This window comes from Phenylobacterium sp., from assembly GCF_004799515.1.
GTDB lineage: Bacteria > Pseudomonadota > Alphaproteobacteria > Caulobacterales > Caulobacteraceae > Phenylobacterium.
The window spans coordinates 277,529-294,433 of sequence record NZ_SSMX01000030.1 but is presented as its reverse complement, the minus strand read 5'-3'; the positions used below and the strand labels follow the sequence as shown (position 1 = coordinate 294,433).

Here is a 16,905-nt window from a genome sequence, read left to right as displayed (position 1 = left end):
TCTTATGGACGTTCATCCGGGGTCTCCCGGTTAGAGGTTGGAGCTTCGCAACCCCACTCTCTCAACCCGATCCCGGGTGAACAACCTTCGTAGCTTCGACAGCTAGTCCAGCCCGCGCATGACGAAGGGCCGGGCCGGCGAGCCGGTGAAGTCGACGATCGCCGTGCGCCGCAGCGCCCCGCCCCGCCCGTCTGTGGCGTCGACGCGAACGCTCACCGTGTGGCCAGCCAGGGCGAGCGGATTGTCAGCGGCCTTCGGTCCTCCTGTCGCCAGCGGCCCAGACGCCGGCGCCCCGGGCCCCGACGGCGCCATCACAGCCAGCGCCAGCGGTGAGGCGTTCTGCGGATCGAAGGCCAGCGTGATGGCGTGCACGGTCACCGCCGGCGCGATCCGAGCATAGACCGCGGGCGTCATGTCCGGCAGCAACTGCAGCTCCTCGACGCTCGACAGCCGTCCGCGCTGGGCGGCGAGCCGGGCGTCGACCTGCGGAAACCCCGCCGCCGGGCGCACTTCGGCCGGTCTCACATCGCCCCGCAGGTAGACGAACGCCGCGACCATGCCGTCGATCTTGGAGGGGTCGGCGCCGCCCAGCTCGAACAGGCGATGCAGCTCGCCGGACTGGACGAAGTTGAGCGGGATCTTGCCGTTCTCGTCGGCGAGCGAGATCGTCAGGTGAGCGTCCTGGACGTCGACCTGGTGGGGCGGATCGGAGAGGCGCCAGCGTCGCCTGGGATCGACCAGGCCGAGGTCGTGGACCGCCAGCGCCACGCCGGCGTCGGCGTCCGCCGCCAGCCGAGCCTGGGCCAGCCCCGCGCCGGCGGCGACCACCGCGCTGCGCCCGCCGCCGATGGCCGCGAGCGAGAGGTAGCCGAAGGCGGCGACCGCGGCGACCGCGGCGATCATGGCGTATCCGCGCTCGCGCCGGCCCGACACGCCGGCGCTCAGGGCACAGACGAGGTCGGCAGCAACGGACGCAGGGTCTTCAGCTTCTCGCGAAGCTCGTCGGTCAGGGCCCGGCCGTCGTCGACCGTGCGGACCACCCGCGGCTGCAGCAGCACGATCAGCTCGGTCTTCATGTGCTGATTGTTGGTCGTGCCGAACAGGTTCTTCAGGATCGGGATGCGGCTGAGGTACGGGATGCCCGTTTGCGTATCCTGGATCGAGTTGCTGATCAGGCCGCCGAGCGCGATCACCTCGCCGTCCTGCACCGAGACCGACGTGGCGATCTTGCGGGTGGAGATGGTCGGCGAGTCGATCAGCGGGTCGGTCGAGGGGACCACCGCGCTCACCTCCTGGCTGAGGTCGAGCAGCACCACGCCGCTGGAGTTCACCCGCGGCGTGATCTTCAGGATGATGCCGGTGTCGCGGTAGTCGATCGAATTGACCACCGGGGCGTTCGACCCGATCGTGCTGGTCGAGGTGGCCGACAAGGTCGGCACCTGATCGCCCACCTGCAGCGACGCGGTCTGGTTGTTCAGCACCAGGAGCTTCGGCGACGACACCACATTGATCTTGGTCAGGGTCTCCAGGGCGGTCAGCGAGGCGGCGATCGAGCGGTGACTGTAGAAGTAGTTGAGGCCCTGGGAAAAGGCGGTCGGCGCGATGCTCAGCCCCGTGGTCGGCGCCGCCGCCAGCGCCGTCGTCGCCGAGCCGCCGGAGAACTGCCACTGGACGCCGTATTGTAGCTGGTCGTTCAGGGTGACCTCGACGATCGCCGCCTCGATCATCACCTGGTTCGGGGCCACGTCCAGCTTGCGCAGGGCGTCCTCGATCACCGCATAGTCCCGCGGCGTGGCGTAGACGACGATGGCGTTGTTGGTCTCGTCGCTGCTGACCTTGGCATGCAGGCCATCGGCCTGGATGTCGACGCTGGTGGGGCCGCTGACGGGCAGGTTGTTGGGGTTGGCCGCGGCGTTCATGGTGACGCCGGCGGACGAGGCGCCAGGCGTGACGGGCGCCCCAAACGGATTGGGCGGCGCTTGCGGCGCGCCTGACACGCTCTGCGGCGCCTGCGGCGAGCCGAGGTCGTCGCGGACCGGGCCCTCCTGGGCGCTCAGGCGGCTGTTGCGCCCGTTGTCCGACGAGCCGGACGAACTCGAGCCGCCGAAGGCGTTGGCCAGCACCCGCGCCAGATCGGCCGAACGGCCGTTCTGCACCCGGTAGACATAGACGCGCCGCTCGCTCGACTGGCCCTCGCGGTCCAGGATCTCCACCCAACGGCGCACGTCGTCGAGGTATCGGGGCTGGGTCGAGACAGCCAGGATGCCGTTCAGCCGGTCCATGGCGATCAGGCGCACCAAGCCCTTGGTCGGCGCGCCGTTGGCGTTGATCAGCTTGTCGAGCTCGGGGACGATCAGCCGGCTGTCGGTGCGCTGCGGCACGAACAGGGCGAAGGAGGTGTTGCGCAGCCAGTCCACGTCGAACTGCCGCACCAGCTCGTGGATCGATGCGCGCTGGCCCGAGGTTCCTGACACCGAGATCGTATTGTGCGCCACATCGGCCTGGGTGATCACATTGGGCAGGATGGGATCGAGCAGTCGGCGCAGTTCCTCGGCGCTGACGAAGTTGAGGTGGATCACCTCGGTGGCGAACCCTTCGGCCGGGCCGTTCACCAGCGGCGCCTGGTCGCGCGCCTGTTCGATCGGCAGGATCGCGTAGACGCCCTCGCGCCGCTCCACCGCCAGATCCGCCGTGGTCAGCGCCGCCTCGAAGACCCGGAACACGTCGGCCCGCGCGATGGGCCGCTGGGTGACGACGGTGACCGGCGTGTGGATCTGCGGCGGGACGGTGAACGACAGGCCGAGCAGGTCGCCCAGCACGGCCTTGGCCACCACCTGCACGTCCGCGCCCGGGAAGTTCAGGCTGACGTCGCCGGACCTCAGCCGGGTCACCGGCGGCCCCGCCGGCGGAACCGCTTGCGAGATACCGGGTACGATGGTCGTCCGCACCGCCAGATCGGCTGGCGCGGCGGGGGGCGGCGATTCGATCACCGGCGAGTCCGCGCGTGGCGGCGCCGGCGGACGATGGCCGTCCTGCACGCAGCCGCCGAGGATCAGCGCCGCGGCGCAGGCCGCGGCCGAAAGCTCGCGCGCCCTCATCGCACGCCTGTCGGCGGCGCCGCGGACGAGGCGACCCGGATCGTACGCGTCACGTCGCCCTGCTGCAGCACGGCGCCGCCCGGCTCGACGGCCGCCAGCCGCCAGCCCAGCAGGGCCTCGCCCAGGCGCACGCTCAGGACGTCGCCGGCCGCGCTGCGGAACACCGCCTCGCTGCGGTTCCCGACCTGTTCGACGCCGACCAGGGTGTAGTCGCTCAGCGCCGCGGAGGCCGTCTGGCCCTGGGCGGCGGTCAGGCCCCGCGCCGGCGCGAACAGCGGCCGCACGAGGATCTGCGGATAGTCGAGCGGCAGGACGGAGGAGGCCAGTGGCGCTGGCAGCGCGGCGGGGCGTGCGGCGCGGCTGGCCGGCGCCGGCGCCGGCCAGGCCAGTTGGAGGACGAGGCCCAAAATCAGCAGGCCGCCGATCCACAGGGGCGCCGGATCGATCTCATCCCGCGGTGGCAAGGTAGGGGATGGCGAGGTCAATTCGGACTTCCATGGGAGAAGACTGTCCAGCCGACGCCTCGGGGTCGGTCGCAACGGACACGCCTTCAATGATTACAAAGGGTTTCTGCCCCTCCAGAAGTCTGAGGCTGGCGACAAGCTGCGTCAAGGTAAGCCGCGCCTCGACCCTCAGCCGCGCCTCGCCCGGCGCCGCCGGCTGTTCGCGCAGGCTGGCGAGCAGGCCGCCCGGCCGCTGCACGGCGTCGGTGATCCGGTCCATCGACAGCTGGGCGGCTTCGGCGGCGGTGGGGGCGATCACCGCGAAGGCTCCGGCGTCGCCGTGCTGCCGCGTCCGCAAGGCCCGCCACACCGGCCGCGCCGCCACGAGGCGCCGGCCATAGGACAGGTCCTCGGCCAGCTGCTCGCGCCGCGCCGCGCGGTCGGCGAAGCCCTGCGCGATCGGCGCGGCCACGCCGAACCAGGCCAACGCCAGCACCAGCGCCAGCAGGCCAAGCGCGATGAGGCGGCGTATGAAGCTGGAGTCCAGGGTCATCGTCCGCCCGGCCTCGCCAGGTCGGCTGTGAGGTCGAAGGGATGGCCCGCGGTCTGGCGGCTCAGGACGTCCGCGCCGGCGTTGCGCACGTTCCTGAAGGCGGGCGACGCACGCAGGGCCTGGGCGACATCGATCTGCTCCTGCCGGTAGCCGGCGATGCGCACCGTCTTGCCGTCCCAGGCCAGCCGGTCGACCCAGGCGCCGGACGGCATCGCCGCGGTGACCGCGTCCAGCATCCGCAGGGGCTCGCCGGCGGCGCGCCGCGTCAGGATGCCGCTGCGCCGCCGGGTCTCGTCCAGCACCTTGCGGCGGAGGGCCTGGGCGTCGTCGACCTGCGGCTGCTGGGCGTCGATCTGCTGCTGCAGGCGGTGGAGCTGCAGCATGTCGCGCCCCACCGCGACGCCGAGGTTGGCCAGGGCCAGGATGGCCACGACGCCCCAGATCAGCGCCGGGCTGAACCTCGGCCCCGTGACCGCCTTGGCCTCCCGCATCCGCGGCAGGAAATCGAGGGCCTCTTCCGCCGGCGTGGCGCCTTCGACGCCCAGGGCGCGCGGCTCAAGTCCAGCCGCCCTCGCCAGGTCCACCGCCTGCACCGCAAGCTCACGCGGGACCGCCGCCACCCAGGCCGTGCGCGACCCCGCCGGGCCCGGCGCCACGGCCACAAAGACCTGGTCGGCGCGGAACGGGGTCAGCCGGTCGATGTCGAGCTCGAGCATCCGGCGCAAGTCGCGCTCCGGAATCGGCGGCGCCACGGTCTCACGCGTCAGGACCGCGTCGCGCGGCAGGCGCAGAGTGACCCGCCGCGGACGCCGCGCCGCGCCGGGGCCCTGCATCACGGTCCGGCCGTGCCGCGTCAGGCGGTATCCGCCGTCGCCGAGCGGCTCGGCGGTCAGCGACGGGCGGCGCTCGAAAAGGCCGCGCGCCGCCGGCGGCAGCATCCCCGCGAGCTCGCCGACCCACCAGGCCAGGCCGCCGCGGAGCCACAGGCCCACGGTGTCCACATCGGAATTGAGCAGCTCCGAGAGGGTCATTGCCGGCCTCGGCAAAGTCCGCTGGCGGCGTCGATGCTGCACAAGGTGTCGACCGTGGCCGCGGGATGGACGATCAGCTCCGGCCAGACCCGCCGGTCGCCGGCCTTCAGTTCGGCCTTGATCTTCACCAGGTCCGGCGGCGCCTCGCGATGCTTCCAGTCCGACCACCATTGCGGCGCGCCGCCCCCGCCACCGGGCCCGTAGTAGCTGATGCTCAGCGCCTGGACGTCACGCAGCATGACCTGGTCGCGATAGGCGCCGCCAGGGACGCCGTTCGGGTCCGCCTCGGCGCCCACGTCCGTCGAGCCCAGCAACAGATCGCCGCGATCGTTCAGCGCCAGCCGATAGCGCCGCGCCGCGGAGGGCCGCTCGGCGTCGGCGGGCGGCGCGACGAAGACCAGCTCCCGGTCGCCGCCGTCGACGTCGGCGAACGACGCGGACCCGTCGAAATGGGTGACCGGGCGCAGGTGCTCGAGCCGCGCGCGCAACCCCGCCTGGACGGCCTCGATGGTTTCGCCGCGCGCGGTCCGCGACGCCTCACCCGCCCACAGCCGTTGGGCCGACTGCAGCCCTTCCAGCAGCATCACCGCCGCCAGACCCATCAGGGCCAGGCTGACCAGCATCTCCACCAGGGTGAAGCCCGCATCGCCTGGTTTCTTCCCCGGAGCCATGGTCACACCGCCGGGGCTAGGCGCTGGCTGCGCAGCACCGCCAGGTCCGCCCGGCCCGCCGGGCGCCGCACGCTGGCGGTCACCGACAGCAGCTCGCCCGTGGCGCTTTGGTCCTGGTCGGCGGGCTCGACCAGCACGCGCCAGGCGAACCCGGCGTCGACCCCGGTCGTCTCGCCGGGCGTGAGCGGGATTTCGGAGCCGACCGTGGCCAGGCGCGACTGGGCGATCAGCGCCGCGGTGCGCGTGGCCTCCGCGGCCCGGGCGCGCAGCACGCTCTCGCCCACCGCGCGATAGGTCACCGCCAACATCATGGCGATCACCGCCACGGCCACCATCGCTTCGACGAGGGCCGATCCGGACTGGCGATGGGAGCGCGGCGCCGGGCTCATCCGGGCGGCGCCTCGGTCAGGCCGCTCGCCGGGTCCACCGACACCGAAAGGCTGCGCCGGCGGCCGCTCATCTTCAGTTCACCGCCAGAAGATGAGCCGTCCGCGAAGAAGACGATGGTCCCCGGATCGCTGTCGATGACCACGCCGGCCGGCAGGCCGGTCCTGTGCTCCTCCCAGCCGTAGCCGCGTCCGCCGTTGGTCACCTCCAGCCTCACCGGCGCGCCCTGGCGGATCGAATCCGCGCGCGCGTCGCGCAGGTGGCTGACCAGCGCCGCGCGGGCCTCGTAGAGCTGGATGCGCTGCAGCGGGCTGATCCAGGCCGGGAACACCAGGACGGCGACCAGGCCCATGACGCCCACCACCACCAGCATCTCGATGAGGGTGGCGCCGGCGTCAGGCCCGTTCCCAGCGCTGGGGTGGCTACCAGTTGCCGACATCTTTCGCCTCGCCCGTTCCGCCTTCGGCGTGGTCGGACCCCAGAGAGTAGACGTCGACGTCGCCGTGCTTGCCGGGGACGACATAGAAGTACTTCTGGCCCCAGGGGTCGACCAGCGCCGACTCCTTCTTCAGGTAGGGGCCGTTCCAGTTGGGCGCGCTGGGCGGCGCCTTGACCAGGGCGTCCAGCCCTTCCTCCGGCGTCGGATAGCGGCCGACGTCGAGCTGGAAGTGGTCCAGCGAGGCGCTGATGTTCTCGATCTGCACCTTGGCGGTCTGGGTGCGCGAGGTGCCGAGATAGCGCAGCACCTGCGGCGCCACGATGGCCGCCAACAGCCCCAGGATCGCCAGCACGACCAGCAGCTCCAGCAGGGTGAAGCCGGCGTCCGCGGACCGGATCGGCCGCGCCGATCGGTGGCTTGAGGTCATTGTGTCAGCGCCAGGTCGTTGAAGCCGAGGATAGCCGTCATGATCGAAGCGATCACGCTGGCCACGATGGCGCCCATGAGCACGGTGATCAACGGAGTCAGGACCGCGATCAGGGCGTCGACCCGCCGGCGCAGGTCGCGATCCAGCACGTCGGCGAGCCGGCCGAGCATCAGACCCAGCTGCGCGGTCTCCTCGCCGGTGCGGATGAAACTGAGCGCGCCGCGCGGAAAGACGCTTTCCGCCGACAGCGAGGCGGTCAGCGCCGCGCCTTGCTTCACGCCGGCCACCACCCGCCCCATCGCGGCCGACAGATGGCTGTTGCTCAATGACCGCCGGGCTATGGCCAGGGCCTCGGGGAGAGGCACGCCGCCCTCCACCAGATTGCTCAGAACCCGGGCGAAGAGCCCGAGCTGCGACGTCGTCGCCAGCGCCCCGAACTGCGGCAGGCCCAGCACCCAGCGGTCGAAGGTCTCGCGCATCGAAGGCCCGCGCAGCCAGCGCGCCAGCAGGGTCACGCCCACCCCGCCGATGAACACCCCCGCCGCGCCATAGACCCGCACCGCGTGGCTGACCTGCATGATCAACCGGGTCATGAACGGCAGGTTCGCGCCGGCGTCGCTGAACAGGCCCTCGAACTGCGGCACCACCCACAGCAGCATGGTCAGGATCACCGCCGTGGCGATGACCAGCAGAAGGGCGGGATAGATCATGGCCGAGACCACCACCTGGCGCAGGGCCTCGGTGCGTTCCAGGGTCTCGGCGAGCCTAGCCAGGGCGGCGTCGAGGCGGCCGTTCGCCTCGCCGGCCTCCGCCATGGCCGAGGCCATGGGCGGGAACAGGCCGGGGGCTTCCATCATGGCCCGCGACAGCGGCGCGCCTTCCTTCACCCGGTTCTGAAGGGCGACGAAGGCGGCCTTCTCGCCGGGCCGCACGATGTTCTCGGCGCTGATGGAGAGCGCGCGGTCCAGCGTCAGCCCGGCGCCCAGCAGCACCGCCAACTCGCCGATCGCGCCGGTCATCGCCCGGCGAGAGGCCGCGTCGGTCCGCAGCCGCCCGTCCGCCCGGGGCGCCGAGGCCGAGGTCTGGACCACGTCGATCGGCGTGAGCCCGGAGCGGCGCAGCTGGTCGATCACCTGGACGGAGGAGACGCCTTCGACCTGCCCGGCGCTCAGGGCCCCGGCGGCCGTCGCGGCGCGGTAGCGGTAGGTGGGCACGCTCAGGTTTCCCCCGTCACGCGCAGGACTTCCTCCAGCGTGGTGATCCCCGCCCACGCCTTCATCACACCGTCGCTGAGCATGCTGCGCATGGAGCCGGCGAGCGCGGCGGCGGCGATCTCGCGGGCCTCCGCCCGGTCGAGCACCAGCCGCGCAATCTCCGCGTCCATCACCAGAAGCTCGACCAGGGCCACCCGGCCATGGAAGCCCGTGCCGCCGCAGGCCGGGCAGCCCTTCGGATGATAGAGGCGGTCTATCTCGATGCGCCGGACCTCGCCGTCCTCGGTGCGGGTCTCGATGGGGGCGATCGGCGCATAGGGCTCGCGGCAGCTTTCGCACAGCCGCCGCACCAGGCGCTGGGCCAGCACGGCGTTGAGCGTCGAGGTGATCAGGAAGGGCTCGATCCCCATGTCCAGCAGGCGGGTGACCGAGCTCGCGGCGCTGTTGGTGTGCAGGGTCGAGAGGATCATGTGGCCGGTGAGCGCCGCCTGCACGGCCACGCGGGCGGTCTCCAGGTCGCGCACCTCGCCGACCATCATCACATCAGGGTCTTGCCGCAGGAACGAGCGCAGGGCGGCGGCGAAGTTCAGGCCGATCGCCGGGTTGACCTGCATCTGGTTGACGCCGGCCAGGCGGTATTCGATCGGATCCTCGATGGTCAGGATCTTGCGCTGCGGCGTGTTGAGCTCGTTCAGCGCCGCATAGAGGGTCGTGGTCTTGCCGCTGCCGGTCGGGCCGGTGACCAGCACCACCCCGTTCGGCCGAGCCAGCGTCTCGCGCAGCTTCGCCAGCACCTCGCCGTCGAAGCCCAGGGCCGTGAAGTCGAGCGTCAGCTTGGTGCGGTCTAGCAGGCGCAGGACCACGCTCTCGCCGTTGATGGTCGGCGAGGTCGCCACCCGCAGGTCGATGTCATGGCCGCGAACCGCCAGCCGCAGGCGCCCGTCCTGCGGCGCGCGCCGCTCGGCGATGTTGAGCCCGGCCATCACCTTGATGCGCGAGACGATGGGCGCGCGCATGGCCGCCGGAAAGGCCTCCAGATTGTGCATCTCGCCATCGACCCGGAAGCGCACCGTCAGGCTGTCCTCGGCCGCCTCGAGGTGGATGTCGGAGGCGCGCTCCTCGACGGCGCGGGCGATCAGCCGGTTGATGGCGCGGATCGCCGGCGCGTCGCTGGCCATGTCCTTCAGCCGCTCCAGGTCCGCCAGGTCGGCTTCCCCGTCGATGGCGAAGGCGTCGTCGGCCTGGGCGCCATAGAGCCGCTCCAGCGCCGCCTCGACGTCGCTGGCCCGCGCGACGCTGAGGGTGACCGGCGCGCCCAGCGCGAACGCCAGCGCCCGCCGCGGATAGGGGTCCAGCGGATCGACCATGGCCGCGTCGAAGCCCCGGTCGGTTTCCCGCAGCAGCACCGCCTTGAACTCCCGCAGGAACCGCTCCGACACGCGGTCGGTCGCGAGCGGCAGCGCCGGATAGTCGCTCGCGGAGGCGATCGGCAGGCTCGCGGCTTCGGCGATCAGCTGGGCCAGGGCCTGCTCGGACACCAGGCCCAGGCGGGTGAGAACCGAGTGGAACCGCTCGCCGGTCTCGGCCTGCACGATCCGCGCGCGCGCCAGGGTCTCCGGGGCGACAAGGCCGCGCGACTCCACCAGGGCTTCCAGTCCGAGCAGCCCGGGCGGCGGCGCTTCAAGGGTCGATGCCGGCGCGTCCATCCCTGACACGGGGTATCAGGATATGGGCCAAGTCAAGATTAGGGTCCAAGCAAGATCGGGCGGCCGGCGGTCGCCAGCAGCAGGCAGACCCAGATCGCCGCGCAGAGCGGGGCGCCGAAGGCGATCGGTTCGGCGAGGCCCGCGCGCCCGCGCCGCAGCAGCCGGGCCGCCGCCCAGGCCAAGCCGCCGGCGCTCGCCAGCACCACGACGGTCGGCAGGGCGATCCAGCCCAGCCAGGCGCCGGCGACCGCCAGCAGCTTGGCGTCGCCAAGGCCAAGGCCTTCTCGCCCCCGAATCCGCGCGTAGGCCCAGGACGCCAGGGCCAGGACACCATAGCCGGCGACCGCGCCGATCAGGTGATCGAGCAGCGGCGTCCCCAGCAGCCATGGCCCGATGAGCAAGCCCGCCAGACCCAGCGGCAGCGTGAGGAGGTCCGGCAGGCGTAGGGCCACGACATCGACCGCCGCCAGCAGGCCCAGCGTCCAGCCCGCGGCAAGCAACGCCAGCGCGGACGTCCCCGACGCCACGAAGACCGCGCAGAGCGCGGCGCCGGCTTCGATGGCGACCATGACCCACGGCCCCGGCGCGGCGCTCGCCGTCAGACGGCGGCCCGCCCAGGCTGCGGCGCATCCGGCCGGGACCGCGCCCAGCACCTCCGCGGCCGCCGCCAGATTCATCCGTGCCGACTCCTTTGCCCTCCGAACAGGGGCGGACTAGGATCGGACTATAAGGGCTCGGTCAGGGGCGCAAATCCGTTGGTTTCGAAGGACCGGCATGATCGGACGAGATGGGGCCTGCGCGGCGCGGCGCCGGCGCTCGCCCTGCTTCTCACCCTCGTCTTCGCTCTACCCGCCGCCGCGCAGGAGGCCGCGCCCCAACTGGCGCTGCCGAGCTTCGATCCGTTGGCGACGAGTGGGGACGCAGGCGCGGGCGGCGTCGCGCCCTTCGTGCTGGAGGCCGGCGGCGAGACGCGGGCGCGCGCGGTGCGCTGCCTGACCCAGGCGATCTACTACGAGGCCGGGCGCGAACCGCGCGCCGGCCAGCAGGCGGTCGCCCAGGTCGTCCTGAACCGGATGCGGCATCCCGCCTTCCCCAAATCGGTCTGCGGCGTGGTGTTCGAAGGCGCCGAGCGCGTCACCGGCTGCCAGTTCACCTTCACCTGCGACGGATCCCTGGCTGCGGCCCCCGCGGCGGCGCGGTGGGACGCCGCCGAACGGGTGGCCATCGAGGCGCTTTCCGGCGCCGTGGCGGACGGCGTGGGCGCCGCGACGCACTACCACGCCGCCTGGATGACCCCCTACTGGAGCCCCTCGCTGGTCGAGACCGCGCGGATCGGCGGCCATGTCTTCTATCGCATGCCCGGCGCGCGCGGCGATCCGGCGGCGCTGGGGGGCCGCTACAGCGGCGACGAGCCGGCTCCGCCGCCGCCCGCCGTCACAGCCGTCGCCAACCGCGAGGCCGCGGGCGCCAGGTCCCGCCGCCGTGCCGCCCCACCCAACCCCGGCGTCGGCAGCTTCAGCGTCTGGGGCCTGCAGGTCGCGACCGTCACGGCGCGGCAAGGCGAAGTGACCGTTCACAGCGGCTCCTGACCCGTCGGCCGCGCCCGGACTCATCCGCCGGCAGACGTCGTCTTCAGGGTGAGCAAGCGCCTGAAGGCTGCAGACGCTGAAGATTGCCCACGGCATTGCGCGCGCCGGCCTGACACCGAAGGCCATCAGGCTCCTCCGAGATCAAGACGTCGAAAAAGGGATCGGTCCCCGCCGGACGGCAGCTCAGAATGTTTAGTCCAGACCCACGCGCAGGATATTCGAGCGGACCTTCGCGGAGGTGTTGAAGACCGCGAAACCGTCGCTGGTGGCGGCGGAGCCGCTGACCCCGCCGAAGTCCGCGGAGAGCCACGTGTAAAAACTTCGCCCTGGCCGCGGCCGAAACACCTGAGGGTAAAAGCTAAGAGCTTCGAACGTCCGCAATGGGGCGAGCGTGAACTTCAAGCTTGCGTCACATCCGCGCCAGCTGCCGGCGCGATCGCAGGGTGGCGCCGAGTCCGCCAAAGCCGATCAACATCATCATCCAAGTCGCGGGCTCGGGGACGCCGTTGGGGACTGGATTGGTCGTGTAGGACACCGCGCCAGGGCCAGTCAGGCTGAAGCTCAAATCCGCGTTGCCGCCCAGCTGGTAGTAGAAGAGTTCGAAAGACTCAGGCCCGGTCAGATTGACCGTTCCGCTGGATGCGCTGTCCAGTCCGACGCCGTTCTGGAAATTCTGTTCGGCGATCAATTGTCCGCCCACAAAGACCCGAGCGCCGTCATCGGCTGACGGAAGGCTGAATGTGTAGGTCCCCGGCGCCGAAACGTTGATCGTGCCGGTCGCCACGAAGGCGGTCAGATTGACCCCTTGGGTGTCGCTTCCGACCGCCGTGACGCCCGCGCCGTCGGCTCCCAGGAAGTCAGCGACCGTGTAGCCGTTGGCGAATCCATAGCTGAAGGTCGTGGCGGTGTTGGTGAAGGTATAGTCCGGCGCCGCGGTCGCCACGTAGGCCTGGGCGGCGTTCAGATTCGCCTCCGTGGCTTGGCTGCCGAAGAAGGGGGTGTTGTGATAGACGCTGTCCGTCAGGCCGGTCGCGGCCTGGGCGGCCCCGGAGGCGCCGGCCGCGGCGAGGGCGATCGCGCCGCAAAAGATCGCCTGTACTGATTTCATCGTTCCGCTCCATCGAGCCGACTTGGCTCGCGTGGCGGTCTATGCCCTCACGAAACGCGCGACACATGGCCCACCTGGGCCATGTCGAGCCGAAAAGGGAGCGTGTTGTGACGCTAGGCGCGAAGGCTCCGCTCAGGGCCGCGCGCTAGTCGCCGCGGCCGCCCGTCGCGCGCACCATGAGCTTGATCAGGTCCCCCTGGCGGCCCGTCCCGCTCTTTTCGAACACGGCCTGCAATTGATGCCGCGCGGTGTGGAAGCTGATCCCGAGTCTCTCGGCCGCTTGCCTGGGGCTATCGCCATCGAAAATTGCCTGGGCGATGCGCGCTTCGGCGCGGGTGAACCCGAAGAGGTCGCGGAGTTCGTCTTCCGACAGGCTGACGCCCGCGTCCGGATCGCTGACGCTGACGAGCACCGACGGGCCGGGATCGAAGATGGACCGGCGCTCGGCGCCGATGGGCGTGACGGTCACGGACAGCGGCTGGCGTCGCGTCGCGGTGGGCAGGGCCATGGAACCGCCCCGGCGGCGGTCCGGATCGACGTCAGCGGCGGCGGCGATCAAGCTCTCTAGCCGGCGCGCCTGATCCGACCGCGTGGCGCTGAGCCCACCGGCGATCAGGCAAAGACCGCCAGCTTCGGCCAACAGGGCCTCTCCGACGCGGTTCGCGTGACGCAGGCGGCCGGTCTCGCCGAGCAGGAACAGGCCGTGTGGCGACCGATCCATGGACTCGGTCATGTCGTCCTTAAGACCCCGGCTCGCGGCGAACTTCTGGCTAAGAGAAAACGCGCGGATCAGGTGCGGTAGGGCTCGGCCAGCCAGTTTGATTTCCGGCGCGCCGAACTGGTCCCGGGTGATCGGGCGGGTCAGGTTGAGGGTGATGGTGTCCATGCCGAGAACCGCCAAGCGGACCATCATCACGGAATGCAGGCCAAAGCGCCGCATGAAATCGTTGTAGAATTCGGTGCGGTAGAGGTCGGACTTCGGCAGTTTGTCTTCGTCGGTCAGAATCCCCGGAGTCCACTTTCTCAGGGTCTCAACCGGGTCCTTCGTATTGTGCAGCACGTTACGGGTCGCGAAATGGCCATAGTAGGGTTCAGCTGCGTCAGGATCGATGTTGACGCGGATGGCCTGGCCTTTCCCGACCTGTTCGTCCTGCTGGATCAGTAGAGCGGTCTCTGCGCCGGTCAGTTCAGCGAGACGGCGCAGCAACCTTGGCCATGAGCCCGGATCAACCGCCGAGTCATAGACGACGTCGAGGAACTGATTGTAGTCCGACTGGTCCAACGGACTGACCTTGCACGCGAAGGCGGCAGTTCAACGGAGCAATCGTCAGGCCGCAACAGAATTCCCCCGCGGTTGGGGAGATGGCCTCGAGTGGTCGCAAGTGCGGCACACATCTGCAGCCTTAACCCCCACCATGTCAGGCCGAACCTAAGGTTAGCTGTGGTCTAAAGGCCACGCCGCTACGGTTCAGACCTAAGCTGCTCTGGAGCAGCGAGGCGCAGTGAACGCGAATGCCGGCCACGCAAGCTTTGACACGCCAGCGCTCTTGCCGAACGGTGACTCTGAGCCGGGCTACGCGCGCGGCCGGGTGCTCGCTTCGCCGCATCGCCTAAGAAGGTTGTCGGATGGGACTGCCCCGGTATCTCAGCGCCCTTGAAAGTCGCCTTCGCCGTGATCCCCGAATCCAGAACCTGATCGGTCCGCCGCTGGACGCCGAGGCCGCCGCCGACCTGCATGTCGAACAGGTGGCGGCTCTCTTCAGGAATGTCGCACCGGCCGTGATCGCAGCGGCCGCGGGCGCCGGCCTCCTGGCGACCCTGCTGATCCACCTCGGCATCCTCCCCTGGAAACGCGGAACCGCCTGGGCGCTCTATATCGCCGCGGGCTCGGCGGCCCACGTCCTGCTTCGAGCGGTCTACCGCCGAGCCCCGCCCCGGCGTCAAACTCTGCCGCGCTGGTCCCTGATATTTACGGCCATCTGCTTTGCAGAAGGCATGGGATGGGGTTGGGCTCCGGTTTCCCTGGTTGGCGCGAGAGAATTCGACAGCAAAATGCTGATCATGGCGATCACCATCGCAATATCGGCAGGATCCATACCGACGTTCAGCCCCTACCTACCGTCTCTGCTCTTGTTCTTCCTGGCCGCGACCGTCCCCTACACCTTGGTCAGCGTCACGGCGAGTAATCCCATGCAGCAGGCGACCGCCTTGATGATGCTGCTGTACATCACCACCGTGGGCGGGCTGGGCGTCATCGCCAGCCGCAACTTCAAGGAGCTGGTTCGGCTGCGCATCCAGACGAACCAGCTCGCTGATGGGCTGCGGATACAGAAGGAGATTGCCGAGCGCGCCAATGTCGCCAAGTCCAACTTCCTGGCCGCCGCGAGCCACGATCTTCGCCAGCCGGTGCATGCCCTGGGCCTATTCGTCGGCGCCCTGCGCAATGTCGTCATGCCGGCGGAGGGTCATCGCCTCGTCGAGCAGATCGAGGCATCGACCGCGGCCATGGACAGCCTGTTTAGCGCCCTGCTCGACATATCCCGCCTGGACGCCGGGGTCGTCGACGTCCGGCGGACGGCGTTTGCGATCCAGCCCCTGCTCGATCGGATTTGTCGGGACCATCGTGAAGAGGCCCAAGCAAAGGGGGTTGGCCTGGCGTCCGTGCCCTGCGGCGCGGTCGTCAATGCCGATCCCGTGCTGATCGAGCGCATACTGCGTAATCTGGTCGCGAACGCCGTGCGCTATACGGAGCATGGACGCGTGCTCGTCGGCTGCCGACGCGGGCCTGAGTTGCGGGTCGAGGTCTGGGACACAGGGCCGGGCATCCCGGTCGACCAGCAGGAGCATATTTTCCAGGAGTATTTCCAGCTGGGGAATCCCGAACGGGACCGGGCCAAGGGCCTGGGCCTGGGCCTGGCGATCGTCAGGCGCATGACCGACCTGCTCGCCTGCCGGCTCGTCCTGCGATCGGAGCCGGGCCGGGGCTCGTGCTTCAGCGTCACCTTGCCTCTGGCGCGCGGCGACGCGGCGGTTCTCGCCGAAAGGGGCGCCGCCGCGCCCGACCCGCCGGCGCGCGGCCTGGTCCTGGTGATCGACGACGAGATCGCCATCCGGGACGCCATGGCCGCCCTGCTGACGGGTTGGGGATACGAGGTCATCACCGCGGGCTCGGGCGCGGAGATCCTGACGCGCGTGGTCAGCGGTCCCGCGCGACCGGATCTGATCATCTGCGACTATCGCCTGCGCGCCGGCGAGACCGGCATCGCGGTGATCGATCTCCTCCGGTCGGAGTACAACGCCGCCATTCCGGCCATGCTGGTCACGGGGGACACGGCGCCGGACCGGTTGGTGGAGGCGCGGGCGAGCGGATTGCTGTTGCTCCACAAGCCCGTTCCCAACGGCAAGCTGCGCGCCGCGGTGGCCAATCTGATCCAGAGACCCGCCGGTGAGGCGGCGGACGCGGCGCTGGCCGCGCTCAAATAAGCCCTCTCTCCCGGCCGACCGTGGCCGCCTGGCTTCGGTTGACCACGCGCAGCGCCTTGAAGATCCCGGTGATGTGGACCTTCACCGTCTTCTCCGACAGGTTCAGCGCCAACGCGATGGCCGGGTTGGACTGGCCCTCGCCGATCAGGCGCAGGACGTCGACCTGCCGCTCCGTCAGGCGCGCGCCCTCGGCGCCGCCGGTGTCGTGGCGAAGCGAAAGGCTGTCCTGCCCGCCTTCGTTGAGCAGCAGGGGCGGCAGGTAGAGCTCGCCGTTCAGCACCAGCTTGATGGCCAGGAGCAGGGTGTTGGGATTGGCCGACTTGGGCACATAGCCCAGCGCGCCCTGGGCGATCGCCTGCCGCGCAACCTGCGAATCCTCCGACGAGGAGAGGACGATGACCGGCAGCGCCGGCCGGCGCCGGCCGAACTCGGCGAGGGCCGCCAGCCCTCCCAGTCCCGGCATGAGAAGATCCAGGACGACGACGTCGATATCCTCATGGCGGTCTAGGAGATCGAACGCTTCCCGCGCGTCCCGGGCTTCCAGGATGTGGGTCTCGGGACCCCACTGGCGCAGCAAGGCCGCCAAGCCCTCGCGCAACACCGGATGATCGTCGACGATCAGCAATTTCATTGTAAAAATATGCGCTTCCCGGTTCGTTCGCGGCAAGGACCAGAACCGCTGGGACCTCCGATCGTGCGGGCGCCTGGGGCGCAAGAAGAACGCCGCCGAACGTCCGGTTCGACGGCGTCTTTCTG

17 protein-coding genes are annotated in these 16,905 nt (G+C 70.3%); 2 read left to right on the top strand and 15 right to left on the bottom strand.

Features of this window, described 5'->3' with window-relative positions; genetic code table 11:
- Positions 1-102: 102 nt before the first annotated feature.
- From E8A49_RS14590 to E8A49_RS14535, 12 genes are read right to left on the bottom strand one after another with little or no spacing between them, the layout of a single operon-like run.
- Positions 103-903 carry a type II secretion system protein GspK gene (locus E8A49_RS14590; protein WP_293382610.1) on the bottom strand — a complete coding sequence of 267 codons (801 nt, stop codon included), beginning with the start codon at positions 901-903 and terminating at the stop codon, positions 103-105.
- Between the two features lie 38 nt (positions 904-941).
- Positions 942-3,098: a type II secretion system secretin GspD gene (gspD, locus tag E8A49_RS14585; protein ID WP_293382607.1), complete on the bottom strand. Its 2,157-nt coding sequence runs from the start codon at positions 3,096-3,098 to the stop codon at positions 942-944.
- Positions 3,095-3,562: a hypothetical protein gene (locus tag E8A49_RS14580; RefSeq protein ID WP_293382604.1), complete on the bottom strand. Its 468-nt coding sequence runs from the start codon at positions 3,560-3,562 to the stop codon at positions 3,095-3,097. Before E8A49_RS14580 ends, gspD begins: the two co-directional genes overlap by 4 nt.
- Positions 3,546-4,094 (bottom strand): type II secretion system protein GspM, encoded by a 549-nt coding sequence (gspM, locus tag E8A49_RS14575; RefSeq protein WP_293382601.1) that lies wholly within the window; start codon positions 4,092-4,094, stop codon positions 3,546-3,548. Before gspM ends, E8A49_RS14580 begins: the two co-directional genes overlap by 17 nt.
- Positions 4,091-5,125, bottom strand: a complete 1,035-nt coding sequence (locus E8A49_RS14570) for a PilN domain-containing protein (RefSeq protein WP_293382598.1) — start codon at positions 5,123-5,125, stop codon at positions 4,091-4,093. The genes gspM and E8A49_RS14570 overlap by 4 nt, the downstream gene beginning before the upstream one ends.
- Positions 5,122-5,796, bottom strand: coding sequence for a type II secretion system protein J (locus E8A49_RS14565; protein ID WP_293382595.1), 675 nt, complete (start codon positions 5,794-5,796; stop codon positions 5,122-5,124). The genes E8A49_RS14570 and E8A49_RS14565 overlap by 4 nt, the downstream gene beginning before the upstream one ends.
- 2 nt (positions 5,797-5,798) lie before the next feature.
- Positions 5,799-6,185 (bottom strand): type II secretion system protein, encoded by a 387-nt coding sequence (locus tag E8A49_RS14560; RefSeq protein ID WP_293382592.1) that lies wholly within the window; start codon positions 6,183-6,185, stop codon positions 5,799-5,801.
- Entirely contained in the window at positions 6,182-6,622 is a 441-nt protein-coding gene (locus E8A49_RS14555; RefSeq protein WP_293382589.1) for a GspH/FimT family pseudopilin, read from the bottom strand. The genes E8A49_RS14560 and E8A49_RS14555 overlap by 4 nt, the downstream gene beginning before the upstream one ends.
- Complete coding sequence (gene gspG, locus E8A49_RS14550) at positions 6,606-7,049, bottom strand: type II secretion system major pseudopilin GspG (RefSeq protein WP_293382586.1); 444 nt, start codon at positions 7,047-7,049, stop codon at positions 6,606-6,608. Before gspG ends, E8A49_RS14555 begins: the two co-directional genes overlap by 17 nt.
- Positions 7,046-8,263, bottom strand: a complete 1,218-nt coding sequence (locus E8A49_RS14545) for a type II secretion system F family protein (RefSeq protein ID WP_293382583.1) — start codon at positions 8,261-8,263, stop codon at positions 7,046-7,048. Before E8A49_RS14545 ends, gspG begins: the two co-directional genes overlap by 4 nt.
- Positions 8,264-8,265: 2 nt before the next feature.
- Positions 8,266-9,969 carry a GspE/PulE family protein gene (locus E8A49_RS14540; protein ID WP_293382645.1) on the bottom strand — a complete coding sequence of 568 codons (1,704 nt, stop codon included), beginning with the start codon at positions 9,967-9,969 and terminating at the stop codon, positions 8,266-8,268.
- A gap of 38 nt (positions 9,970-10,007) precedes the next feature.
- Positions 10,008-10,646: an A24 family peptidase gene (locus tag E8A49_RS14535; protein ID WP_293382581.1), complete on the bottom strand. Its 639-nt coding sequence runs from the start codon at positions 10,644-10,646 to the stop codon at positions 10,008-10,010.
- Positions 10,647-10,724: 78 nt separating this feature from the next.
- Between E8A49_RS14535 and E8A49_RS14530 the strand changes: the two genes are divergently transcribed.
- A complete protein-coding gene (locus tag E8A49_RS14530; RefSeq protein WP_293382578.1) occupies positions 10,725-11,558 on the top strand; it encodes a cell wall hydrolase in 834 nt (277 codons plus the stop codon).
- Between the two features lie 409 nt (positions 11,559-11,967).
- Here the strand turns inward: E8A49_RS14530 and E8A49_RS14525 are convergent, their stop codons facing one another.
- Both E8A49_RS14525 and E8A49_RS14520 read right to left on the bottom strand, forming a co-directional pair.
- Entirely contained in the window at positions 11,968-12,666 is a 699-nt protein-coding gene (locus E8A49_RS14525; RefSeq protein WP_293382575.1) for a PEPxxWA-CTERM sorting domain-containing protein, read from the bottom strand.
- 145 nt (positions 12,667-12,811) lie between these two features.
- Positions 12,812-13,948: a hypothetical protein gene (locus E8A49_RS14520; RefSeq protein ID WP_293382572.1), complete on the bottom strand. Its 1,137-nt coding sequence runs from the start codon at positions 13,946-13,948 to the stop codon at positions 12,812-12,814.
- A gap of 344 nt (positions 13,949-14,292) precedes the next feature.
- On the opposite strand from E8A49_RS14520, the gene E8A49_RS14515 reads away from it, so the two are divergent.
- Entirely contained in the window at positions 14,293-16,149 is a 1,857-nt protein-coding gene (locus tag E8A49_RS14515; RefSeq protein WP_293382568.1) for an ATP-binding protein, read from the top strand.
- Here E8A49_RS14515 and E8A49_RS14510 read toward each other — a convergent pair.
- On the bottom strand, positions 16,142-16,780 hold the full coding sequence (locus E8A49_RS14510; RefSeq protein WP_293382565.1) for a response regulator transcription factor: 639 nt from the start codon (positions 16,778-16,780) through the stop codon (positions 16,142-16,144). The two genes, E8A49_RS14515 and E8A49_RS14510, sit on opposite strands and share 8 nt — an antisense overlap.
- Between the last annotated feature and the right edge of the window lie 125 nt (positions 16,781-16,905).

What these genes read in the sequence shown, in the direction of transcription:
- gspD (WP_293382607.1), bottom strand. Translation starts at nt 3,098, where the DNA reads ATGAGGGCGCGCGAGCTTTCGGCCGCGGCCTGCGCCGCGGCGCTGATC.
- E8A49_RS14525 (WP_293382575.1), bottom strand. Translation starts at nt 12,666, where the DNA reads ATGAAATCAGTACAGGCGATCTTTTGCGGCGCGATCGCCCTCGCCGCG.
- gspM (WP_293382601.1), bottom strand. Translation starts at nt 4,094, where the DNA reads ATGACCCTGGACTCCAGCTTCATACGCCGCCTCATCGCGCTTGGCCTG.
- E8A49_RS14570 (WP_293382598.1), bottom strand. Translation starts at nt 5,125, where the DNA reads ATGACCCTCTCGGAGCTGCTCAATTCCGATGTGGACACCGTGGGCCTG.
- E8A49_RS14565 (WP_293382595.1), bottom strand. Translation starts at nt 5,796, where the DNA reads ATGGCTCCGGGGAAGAAACCAGGCGATGCGGGCTTCACCCTGGTGGAG.
- E8A49_RS14535 (WP_293382581.1), bottom strand. Translation starts at nt 10,646, where the DNA reads ATGAATCTGGCGGCGGCCGCGGAGGTGCTGGGCGCGGTCCCGGCCGGA.
- E8A49_RS14540 (WP_293382645.1), bottom strand. Translation starts at nt 9,969, where the DNA reads ATGGACGCGCCGGCATCGACCCTTGAAGCGCCGCCGCCCGGGCTGCTC.
- gspG (WP_293382586.1), bottom strand. Translation starts at nt 7,049, where the DNA reads ATGACCTCAAGCCACCGATCGGCGCGGCCGATCCGGTCCGCGGACGCC.
- E8A49_RS14560 (WP_293382592.1), bottom strand. Translation starts at nt 6,185, where the DNA reads ATGAGCCCGGCGCCGCGCTCCCATCGCCAGTCCGGATCGGCCCTCGTC.
- E8A49_RS14555 (WP_293382589.1), bottom strand. Translation starts at nt 6,622, where the DNA reads ATGTCGGCAACTGGTAGCCACCCCAGCGCTGGGAACGGGCCTGACGCC.
- E8A49_RS14515 (WP_293382568.1), top strand. Translation starts at nt 14,293, where the DNA reads ATGGGACTGCCCCGGTATCTCAGCGCCCTTGAAAGTCGCCTTCGCCGT.
- E8A49_RS14510 (WP_293382565.1), bottom strand. Translation starts at nt 16,780, where the DNA reads ATGAAATTGCTGATCGTCGACGATCATCCGGTGTTGCGCGAGGGCTTG.
- E8A49_RS14590 (WP_293382610.1), bottom strand. Translation starts at nt 903, where the DNA reads ATGATCGCCGCGGTCGCCGCGGTCGCCGCCTTCGGCTACCTCTCGCTC.